The 25,618-nt window shown below is 39.4% G+C and carries 17 protein-coding genes; 11 read left to right on the forward strand and 6 right to left on the reverse strand.

Features of this window, described 5'->3' with window-relative positions:
- Nucleotides 1-142: 142 nt before the first annotated feature.
- On the forward strand, nt 143-1,651 hold the full coding sequence (locus tag ABD676_RS05980; protein WP_344673685.1) for a carbon-nitrogen hydrolase family protein: 1,509 nt from the start codon (nt 143-145) through the stop codon (nt 1,649-1,651).
- 790 nt (nt 1,652-2,441) lie between these two features.
- Here ABD676_RS05980 and ABD676_RS05985 read toward each other — a convergent pair.
- Nucleotides 2,442-3,179 (reverse strand): 3-keto-disaccharide hydrolase, encoded by a 738-nt coding sequence (locus ABD676_RS05985; RefSeq protein WP_344673686.1) that lies wholly within the window; start codon nt 3,177-3,179, stop codon nt 2,442-2,444.
- Between the two features lie 76 nt (nt 3,180-3,255).
- Between ABD676_RS05985 and folB the strand changes: the two genes are divergently transcribed.
- The 7 genes from folB (at nt 3,256) to ABD676_RS06020 (ending at nt 11,185) form a co-directional block, all read left to right on the forward strand.
- On the forward strand, nt 3,256-3,624 hold the full coding sequence (gene folB, locus ABD676_RS05990) for a dihydroneopterin aldolase (protein WP_344673687.1): 369 nt from the start codon (nt 3,256-3,258) through the stop codon (nt 3,622-3,624).
- A 223-nt stretch (nt 3,625-3,847) separates the two neighbouring features.
- Nucleotides 3,848-4,291 (forward strand): Hsp20/alpha crystallin family protein, encoded by a 444-nt coding sequence (locus tag ABD676_RS05995; protein WP_344673688.1) that lies wholly within the window; start codon nt 3,848-3,850, stop codon nt 4,289-4,291.
- A gap of 168 nt (nt 4,292-4,459) precedes the next feature.
- The gene (locus ABD676_RS06000) at nt 4,460-5,086 is read left to right on the forward strand and encodes a TetR/AcrR family transcriptional regulator (protein WP_344673689.1); all 627 of its coding nucleotides are present in this window, start codon (nt 4,460-4,462) and stop codon (nt 5,084-5,086) included.
- Nucleotides 5,087-5,118: 32 nt separating this feature from the next.
- Nucleotides 5,119-6,480 carry a TolC family protein gene (locus ABD676_RS06005; RefSeq protein ID WP_344673690.1) on the forward strand — a complete coding sequence of 454 codons (1,362 nt, stop codon included), beginning with the start codon at nt 5,119-5,121 and terminating at the stop codon, nt 6,478-6,480.
- Nucleotides 6,481-6,485: 5 nt separating this feature from the next.
- Entirely contained in the window at nt 6,486-7,541 is a 1,056-nt protein-coding gene (locus tag ABD676_RS06010) for an efflux RND transporter periplasmic adaptor subunit (protein WP_344673691.1), read from the forward strand.
- Nucleotides 7,542-7,555: 14 nt separating this feature from the next.
- Entirely contained in the window at nt 7,556-10,630 is a 3,075-nt protein-coding gene (locus tag ABD676_RS06015) for an efflux RND transporter permease subunit (RefSeq protein ID WP_344673692.1), read from the forward strand.
- A 51-nt stretch (nt 10,631-10,681) separates the two neighbouring features.
- The gene (locus tag ABD676_RS06020) at nt 10,682-11,185 is read left to right on the forward strand and encodes a PepSY-like domain-containing protein (RefSeq protein ID WP_344673693.1); all 504 of its coding nucleotides are present in this window, start codon (nt 10,682-10,684) and stop codon (nt 11,183-11,185) included.
- Between the two features lie 146 nt (nt 11,186-11,331).
- Here ABD676_RS06020 and ABD676_RS06025 read toward each other — a convergent pair whose 3' ends face one another.
- On the reverse strand, nt 11,332-13,947 hold the full coding sequence (locus ABD676_RS06025) for a valine--tRNA ligase (RefSeq protein WP_344673694.1): 2,616 nt from the start codon (nt 13,945-13,947) through the stop codon (nt 11,332-11,334).
- Between the two features lie 172 nt (nt 13,948-14,119).
- On the opposite strand from ABD676_RS06025, the gene ABD676_RS06030 reads away from it, so the two are divergent.
- Together ABD676_RS06030 and ABD676_RS06035 are read left to right on the forward strand one after the other, a co-directional pair.
- The gene (locus ABD676_RS06030) at nt 14,120-16,000 is read left to right on the forward strand and encodes an LTA synthase family protein (protein WP_344673695.1); all 1,881 of its coding nucleotides are present in this window, start codon (nt 14,120-14,122) and stop codon (nt 15,998-16,000) included.
- Nucleotides 16,001-16,011: 11 nt separating this feature from the next.
- Nucleotides 16,012-17,937: an LTA synthase family protein gene (locus tag ABD676_RS06035; protein ID WP_344673696.1), complete on the forward strand. Its 1,926-nt coding sequence runs from the start codon at nt 16,012-16,014 to the stop codon at nt 17,935-17,937.
- 2 nt (nt 17,938-17,939) lie between these two features.
- On the opposite strand, the gene ABD676_RS06040 is transcribed toward ABD676_RS06035, so the two are convergent.
- The 4 genes from ABD676_RS06040 to ABD676_RS06055 all read right to left on the reverse strand — a co-directional run bounded on the left by ABD676_RS06040 (nt 17,940) and on the right by ABD676_RS06055 (nt 24,530).
- Nucleotides 17,940-18,911, reverse strand: a complete 972-nt coding sequence (locus ABD676_RS06040; protein WP_344673697.1) for a hypothetical protein — start codon at nt 18,909-18,911, stop codon at nt 17,940-17,942.
- Between the two features lie 141 nt (nt 18,912-19,052).
- Nucleotides 19,053-20,291 carry a 2-oxoglutarate dehydrogenase complex dihydrolipoyllysine-residue succinyltransferase gene (odhB, locus tag ABD676_RS06045; protein ID WP_344673698.1) on the reverse strand — a complete coding sequence of 413 codons (1,239 nt, stop codon included), beginning with the start codon at nt 20,289-20,291 and terminating at the stop codon, nt 19,053-19,055.
- 66 nt (nt 20,292-20,357) lie between these two features.
- Entirely contained in the window at nt 20,358-23,096 is a 2,739-nt protein-coding gene (locus ABD676_RS06050) for a 2-oxoglutarate dehydrogenase E1 component (protein ID WP_344673699.1), read from the reverse strand.
- A 204-nt stretch (nt 23,097-23,300) separates the two neighbouring features.
- Nucleotides 23,301-24,530 carry a deoxyribodipyrimidine photo-lyase gene (locus tag ABD676_RS06055; protein ID WP_344673700.1) on the reverse strand — a complete coding sequence of 410 codons (1,230 nt, stop codon included), beginning with the start codon at nt 24,528-24,530 and terminating at the stop codon, nt 23,301-23,303.
- A 257-nt stretch (nt 24,531-24,787) separates the two neighbouring features.
- Between ABD676_RS06055 and ABD676_RS06060 the strand changes: the two genes are divergently transcribed.
- Nucleotides 24,788-25,612: an SDR family oxidoreductase gene (locus ABD676_RS06060; RefSeq protein ID WP_344673701.1), complete on the forward strand. Its 825-nt coding sequence runs from the start codon at nt 24,788-24,790 to the stop codon at nt 25,610-25,612.
- Nucleotides 25,613-25,618 lie beyond the last annotated feature (6 nt).

Genomic DNA, 25,618 nt, shown 5'->3' on the forward strand with positions numbered 1-25,618 from the left:
GGCTTTTTTTTGTCGGTATTGGGTAATTAATTTGGAAATAATGCCCTTCACATAGCCTTTACTTACCTTTGTACCGTAAAATTGGAATGGGATTTGATTATTTAAGTATATTGTCGTCTCCGGCATATTAAGCAAAAAATATATGGATATTAAAGTAAGGACCCTTACGAAAAAAGATTATAAGGATTTAAAGAAGTCTATGGCTGAAGCCTATTCAGGTTTGGGCGATGTATGGACAAAAGAGAATATTGTTGACCTCATTGATATTTTCCCGGAAGGACAAATAGCTGTCGAGGTGGATGGTAAAGTGGTGGCTTGTGCATTATCCATTATTCTGAATTCCCAAAAAACCAATATTTACGATAAATATTACAGCATCATAGATGATGGAAAGTTTGAGAAACACGATTATGAGGGGGATACGCTTTATGGTATCGAAGTTTTCGTGCATCCGGATTTCCGGTCCCTGCGTCTAGGTAGAAGGTTGTACGATCAGCGTAAAGAGCTGTGTGAGGAAATGAACTTGCAACGTATCATTGCTGGTGGTCGTATTCCGAATTACCACAATTATGCGGATAGCATGACCCCAAGGACTTATATTGAAAAGGTAAAGCGTAAGGAGATTTACGACCCGACCTTAACCTTTCAATTGTCCAATGATTTTCACGTCAAAAAGATCTTAAAGAACTACTTGCCTGAGGATACAGAATCCATGGAAGTAGCTACACTATTGGAATGGAATAACATCTATTACGAGCCATTAGCTAAATCATTCTCGGCCTCAAAGCAAACCATCCGATTGGGCTTGGTGCAATGGCAGATGCGTCATTTCAAAGACCTGCAGGAGTTCTACGATCAAGTAGAATTCTTTGTAGATACCGTTAGTGATTATGGAACAGACTTTATCATGTTCCCGGAGTTTTTCAACTCGCCATTAATGAGCCCTTACAATGAGCTTCCGGAGCGTTTAGCTATGGAGAAATTAGCAGAACATACCAAGGAAATTATTGAGAAGATTCAGCAATTCGCCGTATCCTACAACGTGAATATTATCGCTGGTTCCATGCCGATCATTGAACGTGGTAAATTGTATAACATCTCTTATCTATGCCACCGAAATGGTAGCTTGGACTCTTATAAGAAAATTCACATTACCCCGAATGAATTCAAATACTATGGTTTGGTAGGCGGTAGTGAAATCAAGGTGTTTGACACCGACTGTGGTAAAGTAGGTTTGTTGATTTGTTATGATGTGGAATTCCCGGAAGTAAGCCGTATCCTTGCCGATCAAGGAATGCAAATTCTATTTGTTCCATTTATGACCGATACGCAAAATGGATATATCCGCGTTCGTTCTTGTGCACAGGCTCGTGCCATCGAAAATGAATGTTATGTGGCGATTGCTGGTTCGGTAGGTAACTTGCCGCGTGTCAACAACATGGATATTCAATATTCGCAATCTGCCGTATTTACACCATCAGATTTTGCTTTCCCTAATAATGCCATTAAGGCAGAGGCAACTCCGAATACGGAGATGGTACTTATTGCCGATGTAGATTTAACCGCATTACGTGATCTACATGAATACGGTACGGTCAAAATTTTGCAAGACAGACGTAAAGACCTTTATTCCGTGAACCTATTGAAATAAAGATCATAAATTTTATAAGACTCAAAAGATCCAAGCCAAATAGGTTTGGATCTTCTTGTTTTTAGATAGTTCTCCTTGTAAGAATTGTCCTGCTATGGAATAACTTTTTCCAATATGCTGTTTATTGTTTTATAACCTTTGAATAAGTCTGTGATGACAAGTTACAATCTGAGGTGCTTTGTTAATATTTCATTCGTATGAAGTCGGGTTTTCACTTGGGTTGAGTTCGAGAACCCTAGGGAATTTTCTTGGATCTGATAAGGATCTCGTTCGGATCTCGTTCGCTTCTAACCGAACGAGATCCGAACGAGATCCGAACAAGTTCCGAAGGAGATCCGAAAGAGTGTCGAAGGAAACCCCTTTGAAATAGTATTTAGTATGGAGTAGTTAGTACCAAGACCTATAGCGAATTATGGTTTTAATAGTTATGGTTTTGAATGCATATTTGATGCGAATTCTAACCTTTTTATAGCAAGCTTTCTGCTACTTACAACTCAGAGCAGAGCGAAGAGTCTCCATCACCCTCCCAAAGCACGTCATCTTGCACCGAAGGTGAAAGATCTTTAAACTATTCAAATCCTTTTTAACACAAGATTTATTACCATAAAATTAAATGGTCGAAGCGTGCTTCGACCTACAGCTATGGTAATAATTGCCCATATTTTCACGATTGTTTGTAGGGGCCATGCAGGCATCGCCCGTCTTTGCCCTAACTTCATAACAGCTTAAAAGGTCTAGTTGTCTTGTGTCTATCATCTGTTGTCAAAAAAACGGGCAGACATTCCGTTCGTTACTTCAACTCCCTGATCCAAATGTTTCTAAAGGATACGGGGTTGCCATGGTCTTGAAGTATGATGGGACCTTTTCCATGAGGGATCATTTTAGGCATTCCAATGTATTCAGTGGTTCCTTGCAATTCGGTGTTGTTTTGAACCAATACCCCATTGTGCAATAGCGTAACTATTCCTCTTTTTAGGAGTTGACCATTCTCGTTGAATCGTGGTGCTGTATAGATAATATCGTAGGTATGCCAGCCGGTATCTGGTTTTCGGACTTCAACCAATGGCGCACTTTGTTTATAGATGCTTCCGGCTTGGCCATTTACATAGGTTTTGTTGTCGTCATTATCCAGGATCTGTATTTCATATTTCCCTTGTAGGAATACGCCGCTATTACCCCGACCTTGTCCTTCGCCTTTAATAACTTCCGGGCTTCTCCACTCCAGGTGCAGTTGGAAATCTTCAAACTCCCGAGTTGTACGAATGGCACCAGCTCCGGGTTTTACCGTTAGGATGTCCTTGTTGATGGTCCAGGAGGCTGCTTGATCTTTCTGCTTGTCACTTTGCCATTCGTTCAGGTTACTGCCATCAAATAGAACGATCGCGTCACTTGGTGCAGCATGAGCCGAAGTCTTGACGGAAGGAGGGACGGGGCTATAAAATTCGGTGTCCTGTGGTAGGAATTTTGTTTGTGCATGACTGCTTAGGGATAAGGCTAATAAGCCTAGAATTAGGAATTGCTTGGACATAGGTTGAGTTTTTTATTTGTATTAATATAAGAATATTGATTATTTTTATTTAACAATCATCAAAACTTTACATAAAATGGCACAGATTATTCAAAAGGTATCCTTAGAAGAAGTTCGATTTTATTCCCCAATTGGGTTTTATGAAGAAGAACAAATTTTAGGAAATGAATTCTTTGTGACCGTATCAGTAAGTTTCCCATTTAAGAACCCAGATGCTGAGGATATCAGCAATACCATTAATTACGAAGAGCTTTATCGGATATTGGTGGAGGTCATGAGTCCAAGGCGTAAATTGTTAGAATCGGCAGCAGAGGATATTTTGAATATGCTGATAGAATCCTATTCCTTCGTCCAAGAAATTGAAGTTAGAATTCGTAAGGTAAATCCGCCTTTCGGTGGCGATGTTGCCAATTCTGTAGTCTCCCTATATTATAAAAAAGATTAATTAAAACCATTTTTCCTTTATACTGTTGCTTTCATGTAAAGCCTTAATTGTCATGTGGATATAATTCTATCTATGACAATATGGCTTGGTGTTAGCGTCCTTATAAGACAATTTGTCTTGTAAATATCAATTTTTTGCATTGGTACGTTGATTGAATAGAGGTAGATATAATTGAATAAAGAAAACGATAAAATTTAAAAAAATAATAAGGAGGAATAATAACATGGCATTAATTAAATTACCTGGAAAATCTTACAACACTGATGCAGTGAATCCATTTGTAAACAATGTATTTGATAATCTTTTCAATGATTCATTCATCACAGACCGTTTAGTTACTCGAGTACCTGCGGTAAACATTACAGAATCCCCAGAGTCATTCAGCATTGAATTAGCTGCTCCGGGTTTACAGAAATCTGACTTCAAAATCAATGTTGACAAGAACGTCATGAGTATTTCTGTAGAAAAACAAGAAGAAAAAGTAGAAGACGGAAAAACATATAGCAAAAAAGAATTTAGCTATACTTCTTTCTCCAGATCATTTACCCTTCCAGAAGTAGTAGATTATTCGAATATCGACGCTTCGTATGAAAATGGTGTCTTAGCCATTACAATTGGTAAAAAAGAGGAAGCGAAAATAGCGAAAAGACAAATAGAGGTGAAGTAAAATTAGTTGTGGTTAGTTGATAAGGGTAGCATGTACATGCTGCCCTTTTTTGGTTTTTAGAAGGTAGCATATAAACGTTTAATTGTCATTTAAATGTCTTTTGTTTAAATTTAATAAGAACTACTTAACACTGTTAAGTAGTTTTGTTTTGAAAATATTAGAAATAGGGTGAAGAAGCAAAAACCAAAAGAAGATTTAAAAGTACTGATACTAGAAGCTGCAAAAAAGCTTTTTGTGCAACAGGGATATGAATCTACCTCGATTCGTAAGATTGCGCAAGAGATTGGGTTTAGTCCAACGAGTATTTATCTACATTACAAAGACAAGAACGATTTAATTTATAACCTGCATCAAGTTGGATTCGGATTACTACGAGACCGCTTTATGCCCTTGGTTGTGGTGGAAGATCCATACGAAAGGCTTAAGGCAGCTGGTAAAAACTACATTGAATTCGCATTGGATAATCCTGAATATTATGAGGTTATGTTTATGATGCGGGAACCAATGGACTTCTTAAACCATAACTGCGATGAAGAGCATTGGCTGGAAGGGGAGCGTGTGCTGGACTTTCTCCGAAATACGGTATTGGAATGTCAATCGAAAGGTTATTTTCAAGGCATGCAAGCCGAGGATGTTACCTTACAAGCTTGGGCAACGGTACATGGTTTAGTATCCCTATACCTGACTCAGCATTTGGATCATGTGATTGATGTGATCGGTGCAAAATCAAGCAGCAAAGAGATGATTTATTCTTCTTTTCAAGTTTTATTGAAATTAATGCTAGACGCAAAATAAAAAATTTTAAACACTTACTTAACACTGTTAACATGAAGATACCCCAACGTTTAGTTAGTCTATTAATTCTGTTCCTTCTCATCATAGGGCAGGTTAAGGCTCAGGACCAGGTATTGGAAACATATATCCGACAGGGTCTGGATAGCAACCTACTACTAGTTTCCAAGAATCTTTCACTCAAACGAGCAATGAATGGTTTGGATGCTGCAAGAACCATGTATTTACCCAATATATCCTTTGAGATGACTTATTCCCATGCCGATGGAGGTCGTTCCATTGATCTTCCAATTGGGGATATGTTAAATCCGGTTTATACCACCTTAAATCAGCTTACCCAAAGTCAAGCTTTCCCACAGATTGAAAATCAACAAATCAACTTCTTGCCTCAGCATTATTACGATGCAAAGATTAGAACCGCTGTTCCGATTATCAATACCGATATCAAACATAATAAGCATATACGGGAACAAGTGGTTAAAATGAGCCAACAGGAGTTGGAGCAATATCAGCGGGAGTTGGTAAAGGATATTAAGATTGCCTACTTCAATTACCTGAGTGCATTAGAAGCTAGAGGTATTTATGAAAATGCGAAGATCCTGGCGCAAGAGGGCAGACGGGTAAATGAGAAATTACTGGAAGCTGGAAAAGGATTGCCGGCCTATGTCATCCGTGCAAATGCGGAACTGGCACAGCATGATGCTAAGATAGCTGAGGCTGACCAACAGGTCAAGAACGCGAAATATTATTTCAATGCCTTGTTGAACCGTGATGCGGAAAGCCCAATAGAACAAGTTGAAACTAAGCAGCAGGCAAATGGTATTCAAGCTCTAGGCTTGGAGGTAGATGTGAAAGAACGCGAAGAACTCAAAGCATTGGATTATAACATTGCCATGCAGGAGTCTATGATTCAGATGAATAAGCAAGTCTTTATTCCGAAGCTAAGTGCTTTCTTAGATTTAGGTTCACAAGCTGAAGGAATGAAAGTCTCCAGGCAGTCCCAGTATTATATGATAGGTGCACAATTGACCTTTCCCATATTCAATGGTAACCGCAATAAGCTGAAGATACAGGAGAGTCAAATAGCCGTTGAAGAAGCCAAGAATAAACTGGATATGGCAAAGCAACAATTGGAGCTATCTGCAAAGGTTTCGAAAAATGAACTCTTGGCTGCTCAAAAGAATTATGAAAGTTCCAAAGTGCAATTGGAAGCTGCAGGTAGTTATCAACGCTTAATCCTTCGCGGATTTAACGAAGGTGTAAACAGCTACTTGGAAACAATAGATGCACGATCGCAGTACACCAATGCGCAACTAGCTAATAATATAGCTGCTTATAAATTATTATCGGCTCTAGCCAAATTTGAACGAGAAAATGCCACTTACCCCTTAAAATAAACAACATGAAAACGATATATTCCACGCTAATCCTAGCCGCCGCAATGACCTTGCTGTTCTCCTGTCACCAAGAGGAACGAACTTCGGCTATTCCAAAACAAGATACCATTCCTGTTAAGCTAATGGACCTGCAGTCCTATGGTGCAGGCAATACGATTGAGGCTACTGGTGTGTTTACCACAGATGATGAAACCATCTTGGGTTTTAAAAATGGTGGTGTCATCTCCAAGATATTGGTTAAAGAGGGCGACCCGATTCGTAAGGGTCAATTATTGGCGTCTGTGCTGAGTTCAGAGGTAGATGCAAAAGCAGGGCAAGCATCCTTAGCTGTGGAGAAAGCGCGTAGGGATTATGATAGAGCCCTAAAACTCTACCGTGATTCAGTGGCTACCTTAGAACAATTACAGAATGCAAAGACTGCTTTGGATGTGGCACAACAGGATGTAAAATCGGTTAATTTCAATCAACAATACATGAATATCTATGCACCGGTTTCCGGGTATGTATTGGCAAAGCTAGCGAATGAAGGACAAATAGTAGGTCCAGGTACTCCGGTATTGCAGGTGAATGGTGCCAATCAATCCAATTGGAAATTGAAGGTTGGGGTATCCGATCAGCAATGGACACAGATTAAGGTTGGAGATGCCGCAAAGATTACAACCGATGCGATGCCCAAGGATACCTTAGTGGCTTATGTGTCCAAGAAATCGGAAGGCTTAGATCCACAATCAGGAACTTTCAGCATCTTTTTAGAGCTTCGCAATAAACCATCGTATAAATTGGCATCTGGTATTTTTGGGCGCTCTTGGATTCTCTCACATAGCAAAGGAACCGATCCTTATTGGCGAGTGCCATACAGTGCTTTGCTGGATGGAGATGGTCAAGAGGGCTATGTATTTATCACCTTGGATGGTAAGAAAGCAAAAAGACAAAAGGTCAAGATTGCGAAAATTGAAAAGGATATGGTGCTGATTTCTTCAGGATTGGAGAATGCACAGGGGCTTATAGTCTCTGGGAGCGCCTATTTGCAGGACGGAACAGCCATTCAAATCATTAAGTAAAATCAAGAACTATCATGAGTTTAATTAAGTATCCGATTCGGAATTACCAATTTACCCTGACCATGGTCTTGATGATCATTGTGGTTGCGGTAAGTGCTATTCTGACCATGCCTAGGGCAGAGGATCCCGATATGAAACCTGCGAGTTTTCCAGTATTGGTTATCCATCCGGGGACCAACCCCAAGGATATGGAGCAGTTAATTGTCAAACCCCTTGAGGCTCGATTCTACTCTTTGGACAATGTAAAGAAGATTCATACCACCATCAATAATTCGGTGGCCTCTTTCTTTGTGGAGTTTGAATATGGAGCTAACTATGACGATAAATACCAAGAACTGGTAAGAGAACTGAATGCTGCACGACCTGAATTGCCAGCAAACCTATACAGCACTGAAGTGCTGAAAATTGATCCGACGAACACCTCGGTGATACAGGTTGCTATGGTTTCTGCTAATGCCTCCCAAGCTACATTGAAGCAATTGGCAGATAAGCTAAAGCAAGAGCTGGAGAAGATCAAGGCATTAAAGAATGTGGAGATTTCAGGACTTCCTGATCAACAAATTCGTATCGATGTCGATCAAGCTAAGCTGGCGGAGTTGAAGATTCCATTAAATCGAATCATACAATCGGTACAGGCGGAAAATCAAAATATTCCTGCGGGTAGTGTAGAAGCTGGGACACAGACTTTCTCGGTAAAAAGTTCGGGCAATTATCAAAGTATTGACGATGTTGGCAATACCATTATCTCAAGCATGAATGGTAAAAACATCATGTTGAAGGATGTGGCGAAAGTATATCCAACTTTTGGGACTGCTAGTCATACCACGCGATTAAATGGTTATCAAGCTTTATTGATAAATGCCGCACAGAAGGAAGGAATGAATATCTCTGATACACAAAAAGAATATCATGCGGTATTGGATAAGTTCAAGGAAAGCCTGCCAAAGAATGTGGATTTAATCTTGAGCTTTGATCAGGCAGAGAATGTCAATAAGCGTTTGAGTGGATTGGGTATTGACTTTGCCATTGCCATTACCTTGGTGTTATTTACCTTATTGCCATTGGGGACTCGAGCTTCTGCGGTCGTGATGATTGCTATACCGTTATCCCTGGGGATTGGGGTTATTGTATTGAATAGCTTTGGTTATTCGTTGAATCAGCTGAGTATTGTGGGCTTTGTGGTTGCACTAGGTTTGGTGGTAGATGATAGTATTGTCGTTGTAGAAAATATAGAACGTTGGATGCGCGATGGGTATAGTCGGTTTGAGGCTGCTATAAAAGGAACGGAGCAAATCGCGCTAGCTGTTGTGGGATGTACGGTGACCTTGGTGATTGCTTTTCTACCCTTGGTATTTATGCCGGAAATGGCGGGTGAATTTATTCGAAGCATGCCTATTGCCGTTATTGCATCAGTTGTAGGATCTATGCTCATTGCTTTATTGGTTGTTCCATTTTTGGCGAGTAAGCTATTAAAGCCACATGAACATGAGGGTGGTAATGCTATTTTACGTGGCATGCAAAATATCATCCATAAGAGCTATGGAGTGTTTTTGGACAAGGCCTTAAAGCATCCAGGTCGGACAACCATCATAGCTGCCGTTATTTTTGCAGGATCATTGGCCTTGATTCCAGTAGTTGGATACTCTTTATTTCCACCATCAGAGAAACCGCAGTTCATGATTCATGTCAAGAGTGCGCTGCAATCCAACATTCATTATACAGATAGCATAACGCGTAATATAGAGGCAGAATTAAAGAATATGCCCGAGGTGAAGTATTACACCTCCAATGTTGGAAAAGGTAATCCAAGGGTCTACTACAATATGCAACAGGAGCGGGAGAAACAAGCCTATGCCGATATTTTTGTGCAACTGCATGATGATATCAAGTATAAGGAAAAGGTGGCCTTGATTGAACATTTAAGGGATAAATGGACACCATATTTGGGTGCAAAGATTGAGGTTAGGGATTTCGAGCAAGGTGTTCCTGTCATATCGCCGGTTGAGGTAAGGGTGTTTGGTGAGAACTTAGATACCTTGCAAGCGTTATCTTTTAAGATTGAAGAACTATTGAAGAATACCGAAGGGACAGAATACATTAATAATCCGATCAAGAACAATAAGACGGATATTCGGGTTCACATCAATCGGGATAAGGCAATGGCCTTAGGAGTTCCCACTTCGGCAATAGATCAGACTATTCGGGTAGCTTTGGCTGGATATTCCGTAGGTACTTATACCGATCCAAATTCCGATGATAATGAATACGATCTTTTGGTTACTGTTCCTCGCGGAAAAGATGCCGACCTGCAAACTTTAGAGCAAGTCTTTGTGGATAATGTAGCGGGTACCGCTATTCCATTAAGCCAATTGGCAAGCTTTGAGTTTGAGATCTCACCATCCAATATTTATCATCAGAATAAGGTTCGTATGGTTGCTGTCAATTCCTTTGTGAAGAAAGGATACGGCAATGATGAGGTTATTCAATCGGTTATTAAGCAGATGGATGCTTTCCAGTTACCGACTGGTTATAGCTATGCAATGGGCGGAGAGGTGGAAAGTCGTGAAACGGCGTTCGGTGGATTCGGAACCATTATCATGATTACGGTGTTTATGTTTATTGCTGTATTGATCTTAGAATTTAAAACCTTCAAGAGTACTTTAATTGTCTTGTCGGTTATTCCTTTGGGTATAGTAGGAGCAGTATTAGCGCTATTGGTAACAGGAAATACCTTGTCCTTTGTGGCAACGATAGGTATTGTGGCCCTAGCGGGTATTGAGGTTAAGAATACCATTCTATTGGTAGACTTTACCAATCAATTGCGTAGAGAAGGTATGGCATTAAATGAGGCAATTGAGAAGGCTGGAGAGATTCGTTTCTTGCCTATCATTTTAACTTCTTTGACAGCAATTGGTGGTTTATTGCCTATTGCTTGGTCTTCTAATCCATTGATCTCACCTTTAGCAACGGTAATGATTGGAGGATTGATCAGCTCGACTTTATTATCTCGTATTGTTACGCCGGTGGTGTATAAATTGATTCCACCTAAGATTGAGGTAGAAAAGGCTGATGAGGAGGCTAAGGCTTAGTAAATAAAACAATATCCTAGTTAATCTGTTAGTTGATTAAAGAATTTAGATATGAAAAGATTAAGTATACTTGGTATTACCTTGATGTTTATGGCATGTAATAATCAGCCAAAAGAAGTGACGGGTAGTCCGACTGCATCAGGACCAGCTACGGAATCTACTGATACGAAACCTGTAACTGATCCGAATGTTGTTCCATTGCCTGAAGCTGCCAATAAGTTTATTGCAGATCACTTCGCAGGAACAGCAATCGTCAATACCGATCAAAAGATGTCTCCATCTGCTGATGGAACTTTTTTCGAAACTCGTTTAGCGGATGGTACTGAATTGGATTTTGATAAAGAGGGTAATTGGAAGGAAATATCCGTTAAAGATCAGCAGAATGTACCTGTATCGGCTATTCCAGAGCCCATACGCACACATCTTTCGACTAATTATCCAAATATTGCCGTGCAGGTGATAGATAAGGAATCTACAGGTTATGAGCTAGAGTTAGCTAACGACGTGGATATATACTTCGATTTAGATGGTAAATTCCAACGTGAGGAAAAATAGCATTTTCTATTAAACGCAAAATATGGTTAAAGCTCTGGAAGTTAATCTTTTGGAGCTTTTTCCTTTTTATAACAGATAGGTTATTCATAAAAAATAAAGCCGTTGAAACTCTTCAACGGCTTTATTTTGGTATTGTTAAGCTATGCTTATCCTAAGCTTTTTAAGCTTTCTTCTAGGATATAGATTTTCGCAATAGCATCATCCTTTTTATTTTGCTCATTCTGAACAATTTCAGGTTTTGCATTTTGAACAAAGCGCTCATTAGAAAGTTTCTTTTCTACCGATGCTAAGAAACCTTTTAAGTATTCGATCTCCTTCGCAATACGCTCTTTCTCGGCATCTACATCAATATTGTTTTCTAAAGCTACATAACATTCGTCTTTGCCAGCTAAGAAACTCACAGCACCACTTACTTTCTCTTTAACAAAGCTTAAATCTTCGATATTAGCCAGCTTTTTAATGCTGTCTTGGTATTTGCTGTAGTCAATATTTGTCGCGTTTATAGCCAATGGTAATGCCACTTTAGGGGAAATACCTTTTGCATTACGGATGTTTCTTACTTCAGAAATAATCTGCTGAACAATTGCGAATTCCTTAATAGCTAGCTCATTAAAGGCTTGAGCTTCCGGATATTTTGCTACGATAATACAATCTTGTTCATCGCGATTGCCAAATAACTCATCATGCCATAGCTCTTCTGTTAAGAAAGGCATAAATGGATGTGCGAGCGTTAAAATCTTTTGGAATAGTCCTTTTACAGTAGCTAAAGTTTCTGATTCAATTGGTGCTTGGTAAGCTGGTTTTACCAACTCCAAATACCAAGAACAGAAATCATCCCAAATTAATTTATAGGTTGCCATTAAAGCATCCGACAAGCGGTAGTTTTCAAAATGCTCATTGATCTCAGTTAAAGTCTGGTTAAAGCGTTGTTCAAACCATTCTGCAGCAATCTTCTGTGATGAAGTAGCTGGAGCTTCAACAGATTCCCATCCTTTTACAAGACGGAACGCATTCCAGATCTTATTGGCAAAGTTTCTTCCTTGCTCACAATAAGAAACATCAAACATTAGGTCATTACCAGCAGGAGAGGATAACAGCATACCCACACGAACACCATCTGTACCGTATTGTTCCATCAACTCAATTGGATCTGGCGAGTTCCCTAGAGACTTCGACATCTTTCTACCCAATTTATCGCGTACAATACCTGTTAAGTACACATTGCGGAATGGTGGCTTCTGTGTATAATCGTGTCCCATGATAATCATACGAGCTACCCAGAAGAATAAAATCTCTGGTGCTGTAACTAAATCATTGGTCGGATAGTAATATTGGAATTCTGGATTCTCTGGATTGCGAACACCATCAAATACCGATAATGGCCATAATCCGGAAGAGAACCAAGTATCTAAAACATCATCTTCCTGACGGATAGACTGTGTAGATTTACCTGCTTTTTCAAACTCAGCAATTGCTTCTGCTTCAGTTTTTGCAACAACAAATTCATTCTTTTCGTTGAACCAAGCAGGGATTCGCTGACCCCACCACAGTTGGCGAGAGATACACCAGTCCTTCACGTTCTCCATCCAATGCTTATAAGAAGCAAAGAATTTCTCAGGAATCAACTTAATAGTACCATCTTCTACGTATTCTAATGCTGGCTTCGACAACTCATCCATCTTCAAGAACCATTGCATAGATAACTTAGGCTCAATAGCCGCATCTGTACGTTCTGAAAACCCTACTTGAGACTTGTAGTCTTCGATTTTCTCAATTTGTCCAGCTTCTTCTAATAATACAGCGATTTTCTTTCTAGCAGCAAAGCGATCTTCACCAATAAGAATCTCCGCCTTCTCATTTAAAGAACCATCATCATTTAAGATGTCGATAACTTCAAGATTATGTTTTTGACCTAACTCATAGTCATTCAAATCGTGTGCAGGTGTAACTTTCAAGCAGCCGGTACCAAATTCCATCTCCACATATTCGTCTTGAATAATTGGGATTTCACGGTTAATCAAAGGAACTAATACGGATTTACCTTGAAGGTGCTTATAACGTTCGTCATTTGGGTTGATACAGATTGCTGTATCGGCCATAATGGTTTCCGGACGCGTAGTCGCAATAATCACATATTCGTTGCTATCCTTGATTTGATAACGGATATAGTAAAGTTTTTGATTGACTTCTTTACGGATTACCTCTTCATCAGAAAGAGCTGTTTTTCCTTGAGGATCCCAGTTAACCATACGGATACCACGATAGATATATCCTTCACGATAGAATTTGATAAAGGTGTCAATTACGGCTTCTGATAAATCAGGATCCATGGTGAATTTAGTTCTTTCCCAATCGCAAGAAGCACCAAGCTTCTCCAGTTGTTTTAAGATGATACCACCATATTTCTCTTTCCATTCCCACGCGTACTTTAAAAACTCTTCACGGGTAATGGATTTCTTATCAATTCCTTTTTCTTTTAGCATAGCGACGACCTTCGCTTCCGTAGCAATGGAGGCGTGGTCTGTTCCTGGTACCCAGCAAGCGTTTTTACCTTGCATACGGGCACGACGAATTAAGACATCCTGAATAGTGTTGTTTAACATGTGACCCATGTGCAATACACCAGTCACATTCGGTGGAGGCATTACGATGGTATAAGGTTCGCGCTCATCTGGAACAGAACGGAAAAAGCCCTTATCCATCCAATAGGAATACCATTTGTCTTCCGCTTCTTTCGGATTGTAAGTCTTTGCTATGCTCATTGTTTATATGGAATATCTAAAATGAGTACAAAAATACGCAAATATGTGCTCAATTCCCACCAACAGAACAGAAATATGCAAGTTAAGCTGCTGGAAATGCTAAATTTATGTTAAGAATAGGTTACCTAAAAATTATTAAACGTACATTTGGCCGATAAATTTGAATTAGGGCATGCAGCGTCTTGTCAATGAATTAAATATTTTTACTCGGTATTTTGCCTTTTGGTTGTTCATCTGTTTCTTAGATCGAGCAATTTTTATTGCTTCTTTCTTTTCTAAAATAGGTGCTGACAACTGGACGGAGGTATTTAGAATATATTACCATGGATTGGCATTAGACTTTTCTGTTGCTGCTTATATCTGTGCGCTTCCATTTTTATTTTATTTCCTATCCTATTATATCCCGAAAATCCGATTAGGAAAAAAGGCCTTGAATATCTATACCCTTGTTATCCTGGTCCTTTATATAGTGACTTCCTTTGTGAATGTCAATATCTATAGGGAATGGGGAGATAAGATTTCCAAGCGTGCCATAGATGCAGTATTTGAAGATGCTATAGGTGCTGCAGCATCAGCAGAATCAACTCCAGTGGTTTTACCTATTCTGGGTATGTTGGTGGGTATCTGTTTGAGTTATTGGCTGTATTTGAAGCTGATGAAAGGACTGAATTATCGTAATCTGAATAAGCCTATGGCGGTCAGCATGCTCTTTTTGTTGGGAGCTATACTGATGTTCACCTTTATCCGTGGTGGATATGGTCGTGCACCATTAAACCCAAGTAGAGCATATTATTCGCATGAAGCTTTTAATAATCATGCTGCGGTAAATACGCAGTATGCTTTGTTGAAAGAGTATTTTAGTTCCAGTCGTCGTAAGAAATCGCCATATCGCTATTTTGAAGAAAAAGAGGTTCGGGAGAAGTTAGTGCAACCCGTATTTGCAGCAAATCCAGATTCTGCAATTCATGTATTGACGACTAAAAGACCGAATATCGTCTTGTTGGTTTTGGAAAGTTTTGTGGGTGATCTCATTGAATCTTTGGGAGGCGAGAAGGGTGTTACGCCTAATATGGAGAAACTGATTCAACAAGGGATTCTATTTGATCAGATCTATGCTACCTCCGATCGCTCTGATAAAGGTATCATCGGCGTGTTTTCAGGCTTTCCCGCACAAGGACCGGAGAGTATCATCAAATACATCGATAAACATGAGAACCTTCCTGCCATGGGCCAAGAAATCCACGAATTAGGATACCATACGGCATTTTATCATGGTGGACAGAGTGAGTTCTACAATATGAAATCCTACATGCTAAGCCATGGGATTGAACGTATTACAGATAATATGAATTTTGGTCCATTGGAAGAACGCTCTTCCTGGGGTGTTTATGATCATGTGGTATTTGGTGAAATGGCTAAGGATATCAAAAAGGAAAAGCAACCTTTTTTCTACAGTTTATTTACCTTGAATAATCATGAGCCGTTTACTCTAAATAATGGCTATAAATTCGGAAGTGATAATAATGCAAATCGGTTTAGAAGTACGGCTTATTATACTGATTCTGTTATCATGGACTTTATTGAAAAGGCAAAGAAGGAAGATTGGTATAAGAATACGCTTTTTATATTGGTTGCAGATCACGGTCACCGCTTACCTACTGAAAAGTTTGATATTACCCACCCTCGGAGATTTCATATACCATTGATCTTTTTCGGTGATGTGATAAAACCTGCCTATCGTGGAATGAAAGTGAATCGAATTGGAAATCAAAATGACATGGTTGCCACACTCTTTCAACAAATGGGAATACCTGCTACAAATTACCGTTGGAGTAGGGATTTATTGAATCCTTCTACAGCACAGGTGGCATTTTATAATTCCAAAAATTCCTTTGGTATCATCACACCTGACCAAAGTGTTTCCTTTGACCACATCGGTAATTCAGTGAATTACCTCGCCAATAAATCGTATTCTTCCACAAAAACCGATAGCTTATTAAATATCGCCAAAGCCTATTACCAGGAAGTCTACGAGGATTTTATGAAATATTAGTTACTACCAGTATGATTAAGTTGACAGGATGGTTTGGTCCCTATATGAATATATTCCTACGGATTATCTATTTGCTTTTGATTTATGCGATCTTACGTATTGGATTTTATTGGATCAACATAACCCAATTCCCAGGTGTAAGTGCTGCTGAGTTAATGAAAATGATGGCCGGAGGGATACGATTTGATATCGTTGCCTTATTCTACTTAAATATCCTGTACATTCTGCTGTACGCTTTGCCATTGCCGTTTAAATATAATCTGGGTTTTCAGAAGTTTTGTAAAATACTATTTGTTGGGACTAATGCCTTAGGTATTGGTGCTAATTTGATTGATTTTGCTTATTTCCCTTTTACCTTAAAACGCACAACAGGCACAGTTTTTAGTCAGTTTTCCAATGAAGACAACCTATTCAGTTTGTTCTTTGATTTCCTATTGGACTATTGGTATTTGCTGATTGTGTTTGTTCTGATTGTTTGGGGCTTATGGCGCTCTTATGATTGGATAAGGTTAGTAAAAGCCAAATCCCTGGGCTGGCAGTTTTATGCAAGTCAAACCTTGGGTTTACTTTTGGTAGCTTTTTTATTTATCGGAGGCGTTCGTGGGGGATGGGCACATAGTACCAGGCCAATTACCTTAAGCAATGCGGGTGATTATGTGAAATCTCCAGAGGAGATGAATATCGTGCTGAATACGCCTTTTTCCATTTTGAAAACACTTCGAGCTTTCAAATTGAAGGAAGTAAATTATTTTTCGGAAGCAGATTTAAATGTGCAATATCCAGTTATTCACCAACCAAAGGATTCAGCAGAATTTAAGAAACTAAATGTTGTTTTCTTAATCCTGGAAAGCTTCGCTAAGGAGCATATTGGTGCATTTAATAAAGAACTTCAGGCAGGAACCTATAAGGGCTATACACCTTTCTTAGACTCCTTGATAACCGAATCCTACAGCTTTACCCGTTCCTATGCCAATGGGCGTAAGTCCATTGATGCCTTGCCGTCGGTTATTACCGGTATTCCATCCATTGGAGAGCCCTTCGTGCTTTCCATCTACTCTGGAAATAAAACAACCAGTATTGCCAAGCTTTTAGGTGATAAGGGCTATGAAACAGCATTTTTCCATGGTGCACCAAATGGAAGTATGGGATTCTCGGCATACATGCAATTAGCAGGTATCAAACATTACTTTGGAAAGAATGAGTATAATAACGATGCTGATTTTGATGGGATGTGGGGGATCTGGGACGAGCCTTTCATGCAATATATGGCCAATGAGATGGACCACTTGAAAGAACCATTCTTTAGTAGCTTCTTTTCCTTGTCTTCACACCATCCTTTTAAAGTTCCGGAAAAGTATGCTGGTAAATTTCCGAAAGGAAAATTGCCATTACATGAGCCATTGGGCTATGCTGACTACGCCCTAAAACAATTCTTTGAAACAGCCAAAACCAAACCTTGGTATAAGAATACCCTATTTGTTATCTGTGCTGATCATGCCAGTATGAGTTATTTTGAAGAATACCATACTTTACCTAATTCATTTGCTATCCCTATCATCTTTTATTATCCGGGTGGAGAATTAAAGGGTAGCTCAGATAAGCTGGTACAACAAATCGATATTATGCCTACGGTATTGAACTATTTGGAATACGATAAACCATATTTTGCATTTGGTTTCGATGCCTTCTCAGCAGATCGAAATAACTTCGTGGTGAGTAATATGGGTGGATCCTATAATTTCTTCCTGGGCGATTACTTCATGACCTATGATAGTCGAGAAGTGACCTCCTTGTTCAATTTAAAGACCGACAAGCTCTTAAAAACTAATTTGAAAGGGAAAGAACATCAAATCGAAGGACCTATGTTAGAGCGCCTGAAAGGCTTTATACAGCAGTATAACGATCGAATGATCCATAACAAATTGACAGCGGAATAAGCTTAGAAATCCTTTCCAAATCGATAGCGTAGAATAAACTGCTGCTGATTATCAAAATATCCATCGGATACATGAAAGGAGGCCGTGAATTTTCCTTCAATACGATCGGTTTTGAAAGGTATCCATCCGATGTCAATACGATCATATCCGGAGCGATGATAATAAGAATCGCCATTCGGAAGGTTTAAGGCTTTACCTAAATACAGGGTATTCGCTAAAAAGAATCTTTTATAACCCAAATAGATATTGGATATAAAGCCTGGAGCTTTTTGCATCTCATATACTGAGCGAACGCGGTCAAGACCATAGCTTGCACCTGCATCTATGGTTAAAGAATCTAAGGCAGTCTTTTTACTTAAATCCACACCCAAGCGTAACATAACCAAAGCATTATCTTGTATATGTTCATCAATGCTGTCGTTGGAAGTTAAAGCATTGTGGTAAAGCATACCTTCATTTTGAATATAGAAGAGGCCTTTTTGATATTTACCAGATAATCCCACGATAAATCGTTCTCTATTACTGAATCCCTGTTTACTTGTCCAATCAATAAACAAAGCTTGTTTGAAGCCTTTATTTTTATATTGGAAATACATTCCTTCCAAGTTTGGTCGATCGTATTGAAACGTATCAGCCAATACCATGCGATGTATATCCTTTGTTCTTTCATACCGTGGAATAAAACCGATTGCAAAATCGACCTTATCTGTTTGGTAGTTATAATATGCAATGGGGTTGATACGACTTTGATTCTCTTTATTAATCCCAAACTCTTGATTAAAATGAGCACCCCCATACAAACGGTGATTATTCTCCAATTGAAAATAAAGATTAGGGGAGATGTTTGCACCGAAAAATGTCTTTGGAATGGTGTATGGGGCTTGATATTCGCGGTTATCCGCATAACCAAGGAAATCAATTTTAAGTCCGATTTGTTGCGCGTTTAACTGACCTATAAAAACTAGGGTAAACAAGCCGAGAAGGGTAAATAATTTTCGTAAAGAGAGATGCATATGCCTCACAATATAGGTATAATTTTAAAGTTCTTCTCAAAAATAGAAAAGGCTGCCTGTAATTTGTATACGGGCAGCCTTTTACAGGATATTTTATATGGATTATACTTCCAACAATAGACGAGCTGGATCTTCCAATAATTGTTTAACACGTACTAAGAAGCTTACTGACTCGCGACCATCGATGATACGGTGATCGTAAGATAAAGCGATGTACATCATTGGGCGGATAACCACTTGACCATTCTCAGCAACAGGGCGTTGAATGATGTTGTGCATACCTAAGATCGCTGATTGAGGCGCATTGATGATAGGAGTAGACATCATAGAACCGAACACACCACCGTTGGTGATGGTGAAAGTACCACCAGTCATTTCATCAATTGTCAATTTGTTATCACGAGCTTTTACTGCTAATTCAGCGATAGCTTTTTCGATTTGGTATAAAGCCATTGACTCTGCATTGCGGATGATAGGAACTACCAATCCTTTAGGAGCAGAAACAGCGATAGAGATATCTGCGAAATCAGAATAAACGATTTCGTTTTCTTCAATACGTGCATTTACTGCAGGCCATTCTTTCAATGCTGTAGTTACTGCTTTTGTGAAGAAAGACATGAAACCAAGACCGATTCCGTGTTTTTCTTTGAATGTATCTTTATATTTAGCTCTTAGATCCATGATAGGCTGCATGTTCACTTCATTGAAAGTAGTCAACATAGCCGTTTCATTTTTCACAGCCACTAGGCGTTTAGCGATAGTTTTACGTAGGGAGCTCATTTTCTCACGACGTTCTCCACGTGCACCAGCTACTGCAGGTGCAGCAGCAGGAGTAGCCGCTGGAGCAGCAGGTTTAGCTTCTGTCTTTGCAGGAGCTGCTTGAGCTTTCTCAGCATCCTCTTTGGTGATTCTACCGTCTTTACCAGTTCCTTTGATAGTCGAAGCATCAATACCTTTTTCTCTAAGGATTTTTGCTGCAGCAGGAGACGCTGTTCCTGCAGCATACGTGTCAGGATTCTCATCTGCTGCTTCTGCTTTCGCAGGTGCTGCAGACTCTTCTTTTGCTGGAGCCTCTTCTTTTTTCTCGCCGCCAGCAGCAGGAGCATCGCCTTCTTCAATTGTACATACAACAGCACCAATTTCTAAGGTATCACCCTCTTGAGCAATGATACGTAAGATACCAGCTTTCTCTGCTGGCAACTCAAAAGTTGCTTTGTCTGATTCCAATTCGGCAATGTTCTCGTCCATTTCAACGTAATCGCCATCTTGTTTTAGCCATTGGGCCAAGGTTACTTCGGTGATCGACTCTCCAACCGAAGGGACTTTGATTTCTAAGCTCATATAGTTCTTTTTTAAAGACGTCCGTTATAGTTCTTATTCTATATAACGGACGGCTTAAGATTTTGTTTATTCGAATGATTTGTTAATTATAGCTTCTTGTTGTGCCACATGTTTTTTCATGTAACCTGTAGCCGGGCTACCACTTGCTGTACGCGCAATATAATCAGTAAACTCGATGTCTGTTTTGCGTAAGGTACGGCAGTAATATGGCCATGCACCCATATTCTCGTTCTCTTCTTGAACCCAAATGAATTCCTTCGCGTTCTTATAACGCTTATGAACCGCTTGAATCTGTTCAATTGGAGCAGGATATAATTGCTCTAAACGAACAATCGCTACATCAGTACGCTTATCTGCTTGTTGTTTCTCTAATAGATCGTAATAGATTTTACCAGAACAGAATAGTACACGTTTTACGGTTGTAGGTTTTGCGTAGCTATCATCGATCAACTCTTGGAAGTCTACCTTCGTGAAATCTGCCAATGGAGAAACCACTTTCGGGTGACGTAATAAGCTTTTCGGTGTAAATACCACCAATGGCTTACGGAAATCGCGAGTCAATTGACGGCGTAATAAGTGGAAGTAGTTCGCTGGCGTAGTACAGTTTGCAATAATTAAATTGTCGTTTGCACATAGCTCTAAGAAACGCTCAATACGACCTGAAGAGTGCTCAGGACCTTGACCTTCCATACCGTGAGGCAACATCATTACCAATCCGTTCGAACGCTTCCATTTTGTTTCTGCACTCGACAAGTATTGGTCAACGATGATTTGTGCACCGTTGTAGAAGTCACCAAATTGTGCTTCCCAAATGGTTAGGGATTGTGGGTTTGCTAAAGCATAACCATACTCAAAACCTAATACAGCATATTCGGATAATAAAGAGTTGTAGATATTGAAACGCTCGCCACCATTAACATTTGCCAATGGGATGTATTTCTCTTCAGAATCTTCTAAAGTTAATACAGCATGACGGTGCGAGAAAGTACCTCGTTGAACGTCCTGTCCGGAAATACGAACGCGCTTACCTTCATTCAATAAAGTAGCATAAGCCATTAATTCGCCCATTGCCCAGTCGTAGCTGTCGTTTTTAATCATTGCAGCACGATCTTCGAACAATTTAGAAATCTTACGGAAGAACTTTTTGTCCTTAGGTAGGGCGGTGATTTCTTTTGCTAAAGTCAAGAATTCTTTATCAGATACTTTGGTGTTTGAATTACCAAAGATCTCACTTTTCTTAGCGGCGTGTAATCCTTTCCAAGCACCACCAAACATAGGGATTTCATCCTCAATGCTCTCTACTTTCTTAGCTGCCTCTAATTGCTCTTGCAAGTAATCTTTAAATTCCTTCTCAGTTGCCTTGGAGTAATCTGCATCGATGGATTTCTCATCGATCAATTTCTTCGCATAGACATCCTTAGGGTTCGGGTGTTTCTCAATCGCTTTGTACAACAATGGCTGAGTGAATTTAGGCTCATCCGCTTCGTTGTGTCCATAACGACGGTAACACAATAGATCGATGAATACATCGGTCTTATATTTTTGACGGTATTCAACCGCTAAATTAATTGCATAAACTAAAGCCTCAACATCATCACCATTCACATGGAATACTGGAGACGAAGTGATTTTTGCAACGTCTGTACAGTAAGTACCTGAACGGGCATCTTTGTAGTTGGTTGTAAATCCTACTTGGTTGTTAACCACGATGTGGATAGTACCACCAGTACGGTATCCCTCCAACTTAGACATTTGAGTAACCTCATAAACTACACCTTGACCAGCAATAGCTGCATCACCGTGAATTAGGATTGGTGCAATTTTAGAAGAGTCACCATCATATTTCATGTCAATCTTAGAGCGAACAATACCTTCAACGATCGGGTCAACAGTCTCTAAGTGTGACGGGTTAGGAGCTAATGAAAGGTGGATGTGTTTTCCATCTTCTGTAGTTACATCAGAAGAATAACCTAAGTGGTATTTCACGTCACCACCAAATTGCAATTCAGGATCTTCCTCTACATACATCTTACCTTCAAATTCAGAGAAGATGGTTTTGTAAGGTTTACCCATTAAGTTGGCAAGTACGTTAAGACGGCCACGGTGAGCCATACCAATCATAAACTCTTGTATACCTAGGCTAGCGCCTTTTTCGATAACAGAGTCTAAAGCTGGAATTAAACTTTCTGCACCTTCCAGGGAGAAGCGTTTTTGTCCTAAGAATTTTGTGCCTAAGAAAGATTCAAAAACAACCGCACGGTTTAATTTTTTGAAAATACGTTTCTTCTGCTCAATGTTATAGTGAGGTTGGTTTCTGTCCGCTTCCATGCGGTCTTGCAACCATTTGATTTTTTCAGGGTTACGGATGTATTTAAACTCCGCACCGATAGAACGGCAATAAGTGTCCTCGATTAATTGACGGATATCACGTAGTTTGGCAGGGCCTAAACCAACTTCAACACCTGCATTGAATACAGTGTCCATATCCGCTTCGGAAAGTCCGAAAGTCTCTAATTCTTTACCAGGATAATATTTGCGACGTTCGCGTACCGGGTTAGTGTGTGTAAATAAGTGGCCACGATCTCTGTAGCCATGGATCATGTTCAATACATCGATTTCCTTCAAGGCATGCTCCGGAACATTTTCAGCTTCAATCGTTCCAGATCCTGCACCTTGACCAAAATCAAATCCTTCAAAAAACTTCTGCCACCCGAAATCTACGGAATTCGGATCTGCCTTGTATGATTGATATAATCCGTCGATATAACTCGAGTCGGCATTACTCAAATAGGTCATTTTGTCCATGTCGGTACGTTAGATAAAATTTTGCCAAATTTAGCAATAATTATATGAGTTTTCCTTATTAAATGTTGATAAAATACAATGTTTTAGCCTTTTTTCCTAGCCTCCCGGTGGATTAATAAATATTAGACCTTATTTAATAATAGTTCTGCCAGTCTAATGTGAAATAACGTTAAATTTTTCAACGCTTTCCTATTGGTTAATATATTATGCAGAGAGTTTTTTTCTGAACTCTTCCCAGTCGATACTGACATTCTCTTTTGGACTTGTTCCTACACCTGCCATGTGCGACCAAAAACCATAGGTCGTTGCCGGAGCATAATCTAGTAAATATTCCTCGAAAAAGGAAGCCCCAATCAACCAATTTGACGATACTTGCTGGGTAAAATAGCGTGCTAACATTCGACGAACAGCATAGGTGATATTGCCGCAGGTTTTTAATGCCTGAATAGCCTCATCAATTTGTTGCTCACCAGTTTCTCCTGCCTTCCATTTGATTAACAAGTCTTCGTTTAAAAATGCTTCCGAATCGTCTTCCGTAAATAGACCTTTCGATTTGAAAAATACATTTGGGTATTTCTTCAGCATAAATCGAAAGTAATCCCGCCACAATAAGGAGGTCATCAATCGATCATATCGACGTTTATTTTGGGATAAATCTGATTGACGCATTCGGTCATAGATATAAATCGGTGAAAGTGCGCCAATGGCAATATATGGAGAGATATGGGTGTAATTCTCCAATCCGGAATATTGTGGGTCTAATAATAGCTCCAAACTAGCGATAGCCTTTTCCTCACCTCCTTCAATACATCTGTTCTGATTTTCTGCTAAATCCTCTTCGGAATAGCCTAATTCAAGTAATGATGGTAATTGTGTTTGCTCCAGATGGGTAGGATAGGGAATGCTTTGCGGAGTTTCAAAAGGTTTCCGAACGGCCGATTCCCTTTCAATCTTCTTTTTGAAGATATTGAACTTATCAGGAATATCCTTGATTGGGAAGGGGAGGTCTTCCTTATGAAAGAGGGTATGGCCGATAAAATGGCGTAAATTAATCTTCTGCTCCCATAAAGCCGCTTCTACAGCTTCCGAAATTTGTGTTTCTCTAGTGGCTACTTCGCGGTGATGATAAACCTCATCGATTTCATATTTCACACAAAGCTTAGGTAAAATCTCCTCAGGATAACCAACGAAAGTCATCAAATCGGCATTAATACCTTTAAGTTCATTTTTAAGATGGGCAACGGTATCCAGCAGGAATTGAGCGCGGTTGACACCGGTATTGTATTGGTTGAATTTGTTTTTGGAGAAATAGCGAGGGTCGAAACAATAGACAGGAATAATTAAATCTGCACGATTCAAAGCTTCCGTCAGAACCTCGTTGTCGTGCAATCTTAAATCATTTCTAAACCAAACAAGAACTACTTTTTTACTCATTGTACTAATTCCCCAATATGCTGTGTTAGCAAATATAATGCTTTGGGGATGCCTATAGAAGGGTATACATTATTTTTACATGCCGTAGACAATGCGCGTTTTTTGTGAAATATTCATTTCATTTGTAAAAAAATCAAAAACATTAAACATAACATTCTATTTACTGTTTGTTAATGTTAAAAGATGTTCACTAAAAAGAAGGAGGACTGATGGAAGTGCTTTTATCAGGTCTCAATTCATATTTGGGGAAGCGTGCTATGAGTAACCTGAATAGAGGGGAATTCCACGTGCATGGTATTGCAAGGGATTTGGATCTGTTTCGGGCGAAAATGTTAGATGAACCTACAGGCTCACTTGATAAGGTTGATTTGTTGCGTAAGGGAGCTGAATTTGAGACTTTTAAAATACACGGTGGGGTGCAATTGGCGATTTATATTACTCATGTCCCCACTTTAGGTGAAATGGTTAATTTAAATTTGGAATTAATCACCCTGAAAAATTTTATACTGTTAGCAGAACGTAATGGTTGTAAACGAGTCGTTTATATCGCTCGATTAATGGACAAACCCTATATGGGATATATCCAGAAGGTCTTGATTGAATCGGGCTTAACCTTTACCATTGTGCTCAAGAACCTAGCTATTGGAAAGGGCAGTGTATTGGATAAATACATGCACCAAGTCATTAATTCCAAGTATTTACCTTATGATGGCGACTTTGCGAATATTAAGTTTAATCCGATTTCAGCATTAGATCTTATCCGTTGGATCTATAATGTTGATTGGGAAAAGAACTTTCAGAATGAGTTAATTGAAATCGGTGGACCCAATACAGTAACGGTTCGAGACATTTTCCGATTGTATAAAAAGAATCTTTATCCAGAAGCTACAGTAAAGAGCTTTCAGGTACCTGGAATATTTATGAAGCTTTGGTTTAAAAAGTTATATAAAATCAATAAAGAAGATTTAATTGAATTTAAACGACTAATGACCATGGAGTATCCCATTGACAATACAACCTGGAAAAACATTATGCTGTTTTCATTCACACCTTTGGATCAGGTGATCCGATTAGACCAATAATTGACT

Origin of the sequence: Sphingobacterium kyonggiense (genome assembly GCF_039536825.1) — a bacterium.
Taxonomy (GTDB): domain Bacteria; phylum Bacteroidota; class Bacteroidia; order Sphingobacteriales; family Sphingobacteriaceae; genus Sphingobacterium; species Sphingobacterium kyonggiense.

Coding starts and splice junctions, on each gene's coding strand:
- ABD676_RS06025 (WP_344673694.1), bottom strand. CDS start 13,947: ATGAGCATAGCAAAGACTTACAATCCGAAAGAAGCGGAAGACAAATGG.
- ABD676_RS06050 (WP_344673699.1), bottom strand. CDS start 23,096: ATGGACAAAATGACCTATTTGAGTAATGCCGACTCGAGTTATATCGAC.
- ABD676_RS05985 (WP_344673686.1), bottom strand. CDS start 3,179: ATGTCCAAGCAATTCCTAATTCTAGGCTTATTAGCCTTATCCCTAAGC.
- ABD676_RS06035 (WP_344673696.1), top strand. CDS start 16,012: ATGATTAAGTTGACAGGATGGTTTGGTCCCTATATGAATATATTCCTA.
- ABD676_RS06005 (WP_344673690.1), top strand. CDS start 5,119: ATGAAGATACCCCAACGTTTAGTTAGTCTATTAATTCTGTTCCTTCTC.
- ABD676_RS06015 (WP_344673692.1), top strand. CDS start 7,556: ATGAGTTTAATTAAGTATCCGATTCGGAATTACCAATTTACCCTGACC.
- ABD676_RS06030 (WP_344673695.1), top strand. CDS start 14,120: ATGCAGCGTCTTGTCAATGAATTAAATATTTTTACTCGGTATTTTGCC.
- ABD676_RS06020 (WP_344673693.1), top strand. CDS start 10,682: ATGAAAAGATTAAGTATACTTGGTATTACCTTGATGTTTATGGCATGT.
- ABD676_RS06055 (WP_344673700.1), bottom strand. CDS start 24,530: ATGAGTAAAAAAGTAGTTCTTGTTTGGTTTAGAAATGATTTAAGATTG.
- ABD676_RS06010 (WP_344673691.1), top strand. CDS start 6,486: ATGAAAACGATATATTCCACGCTAATCCTAGCCGCCGCAATGACCTTG.
- odhB (WP_344673698.1), bottom strand. CDS start 20,291: ATGAGCTTAGAAATCAAAGTCCCTTCGGTTGGAGAGTCGATCACCGAA.
- ABD676_RS06060 (WP_344673701.1), top strand. CDS start 24,788: ATGAGTAACCTGAATAGAGGGGAATTCCACGTGCATGGTATTGCAAGG.
- folB (WP_344673687.1), top strand. CDS start 3,256: ATGGCACAGATTATTCAAAAGGTATCCTTAGAAGAAGTTCGATTTTAT.
- ABD676_RS05980 (WP_344673685.1), top strand. CDS start 143: ATGGATATTAAAGTAAGGACCCTTACGAAAAAAGATTATAAGGATTTA.
- ABD676_RS05995 (WP_344673688.1), top strand. CDS start 3,848: ATGGCATTAATTAAATTACCTGGAAAATCTTACAACACTGATGCAGTG.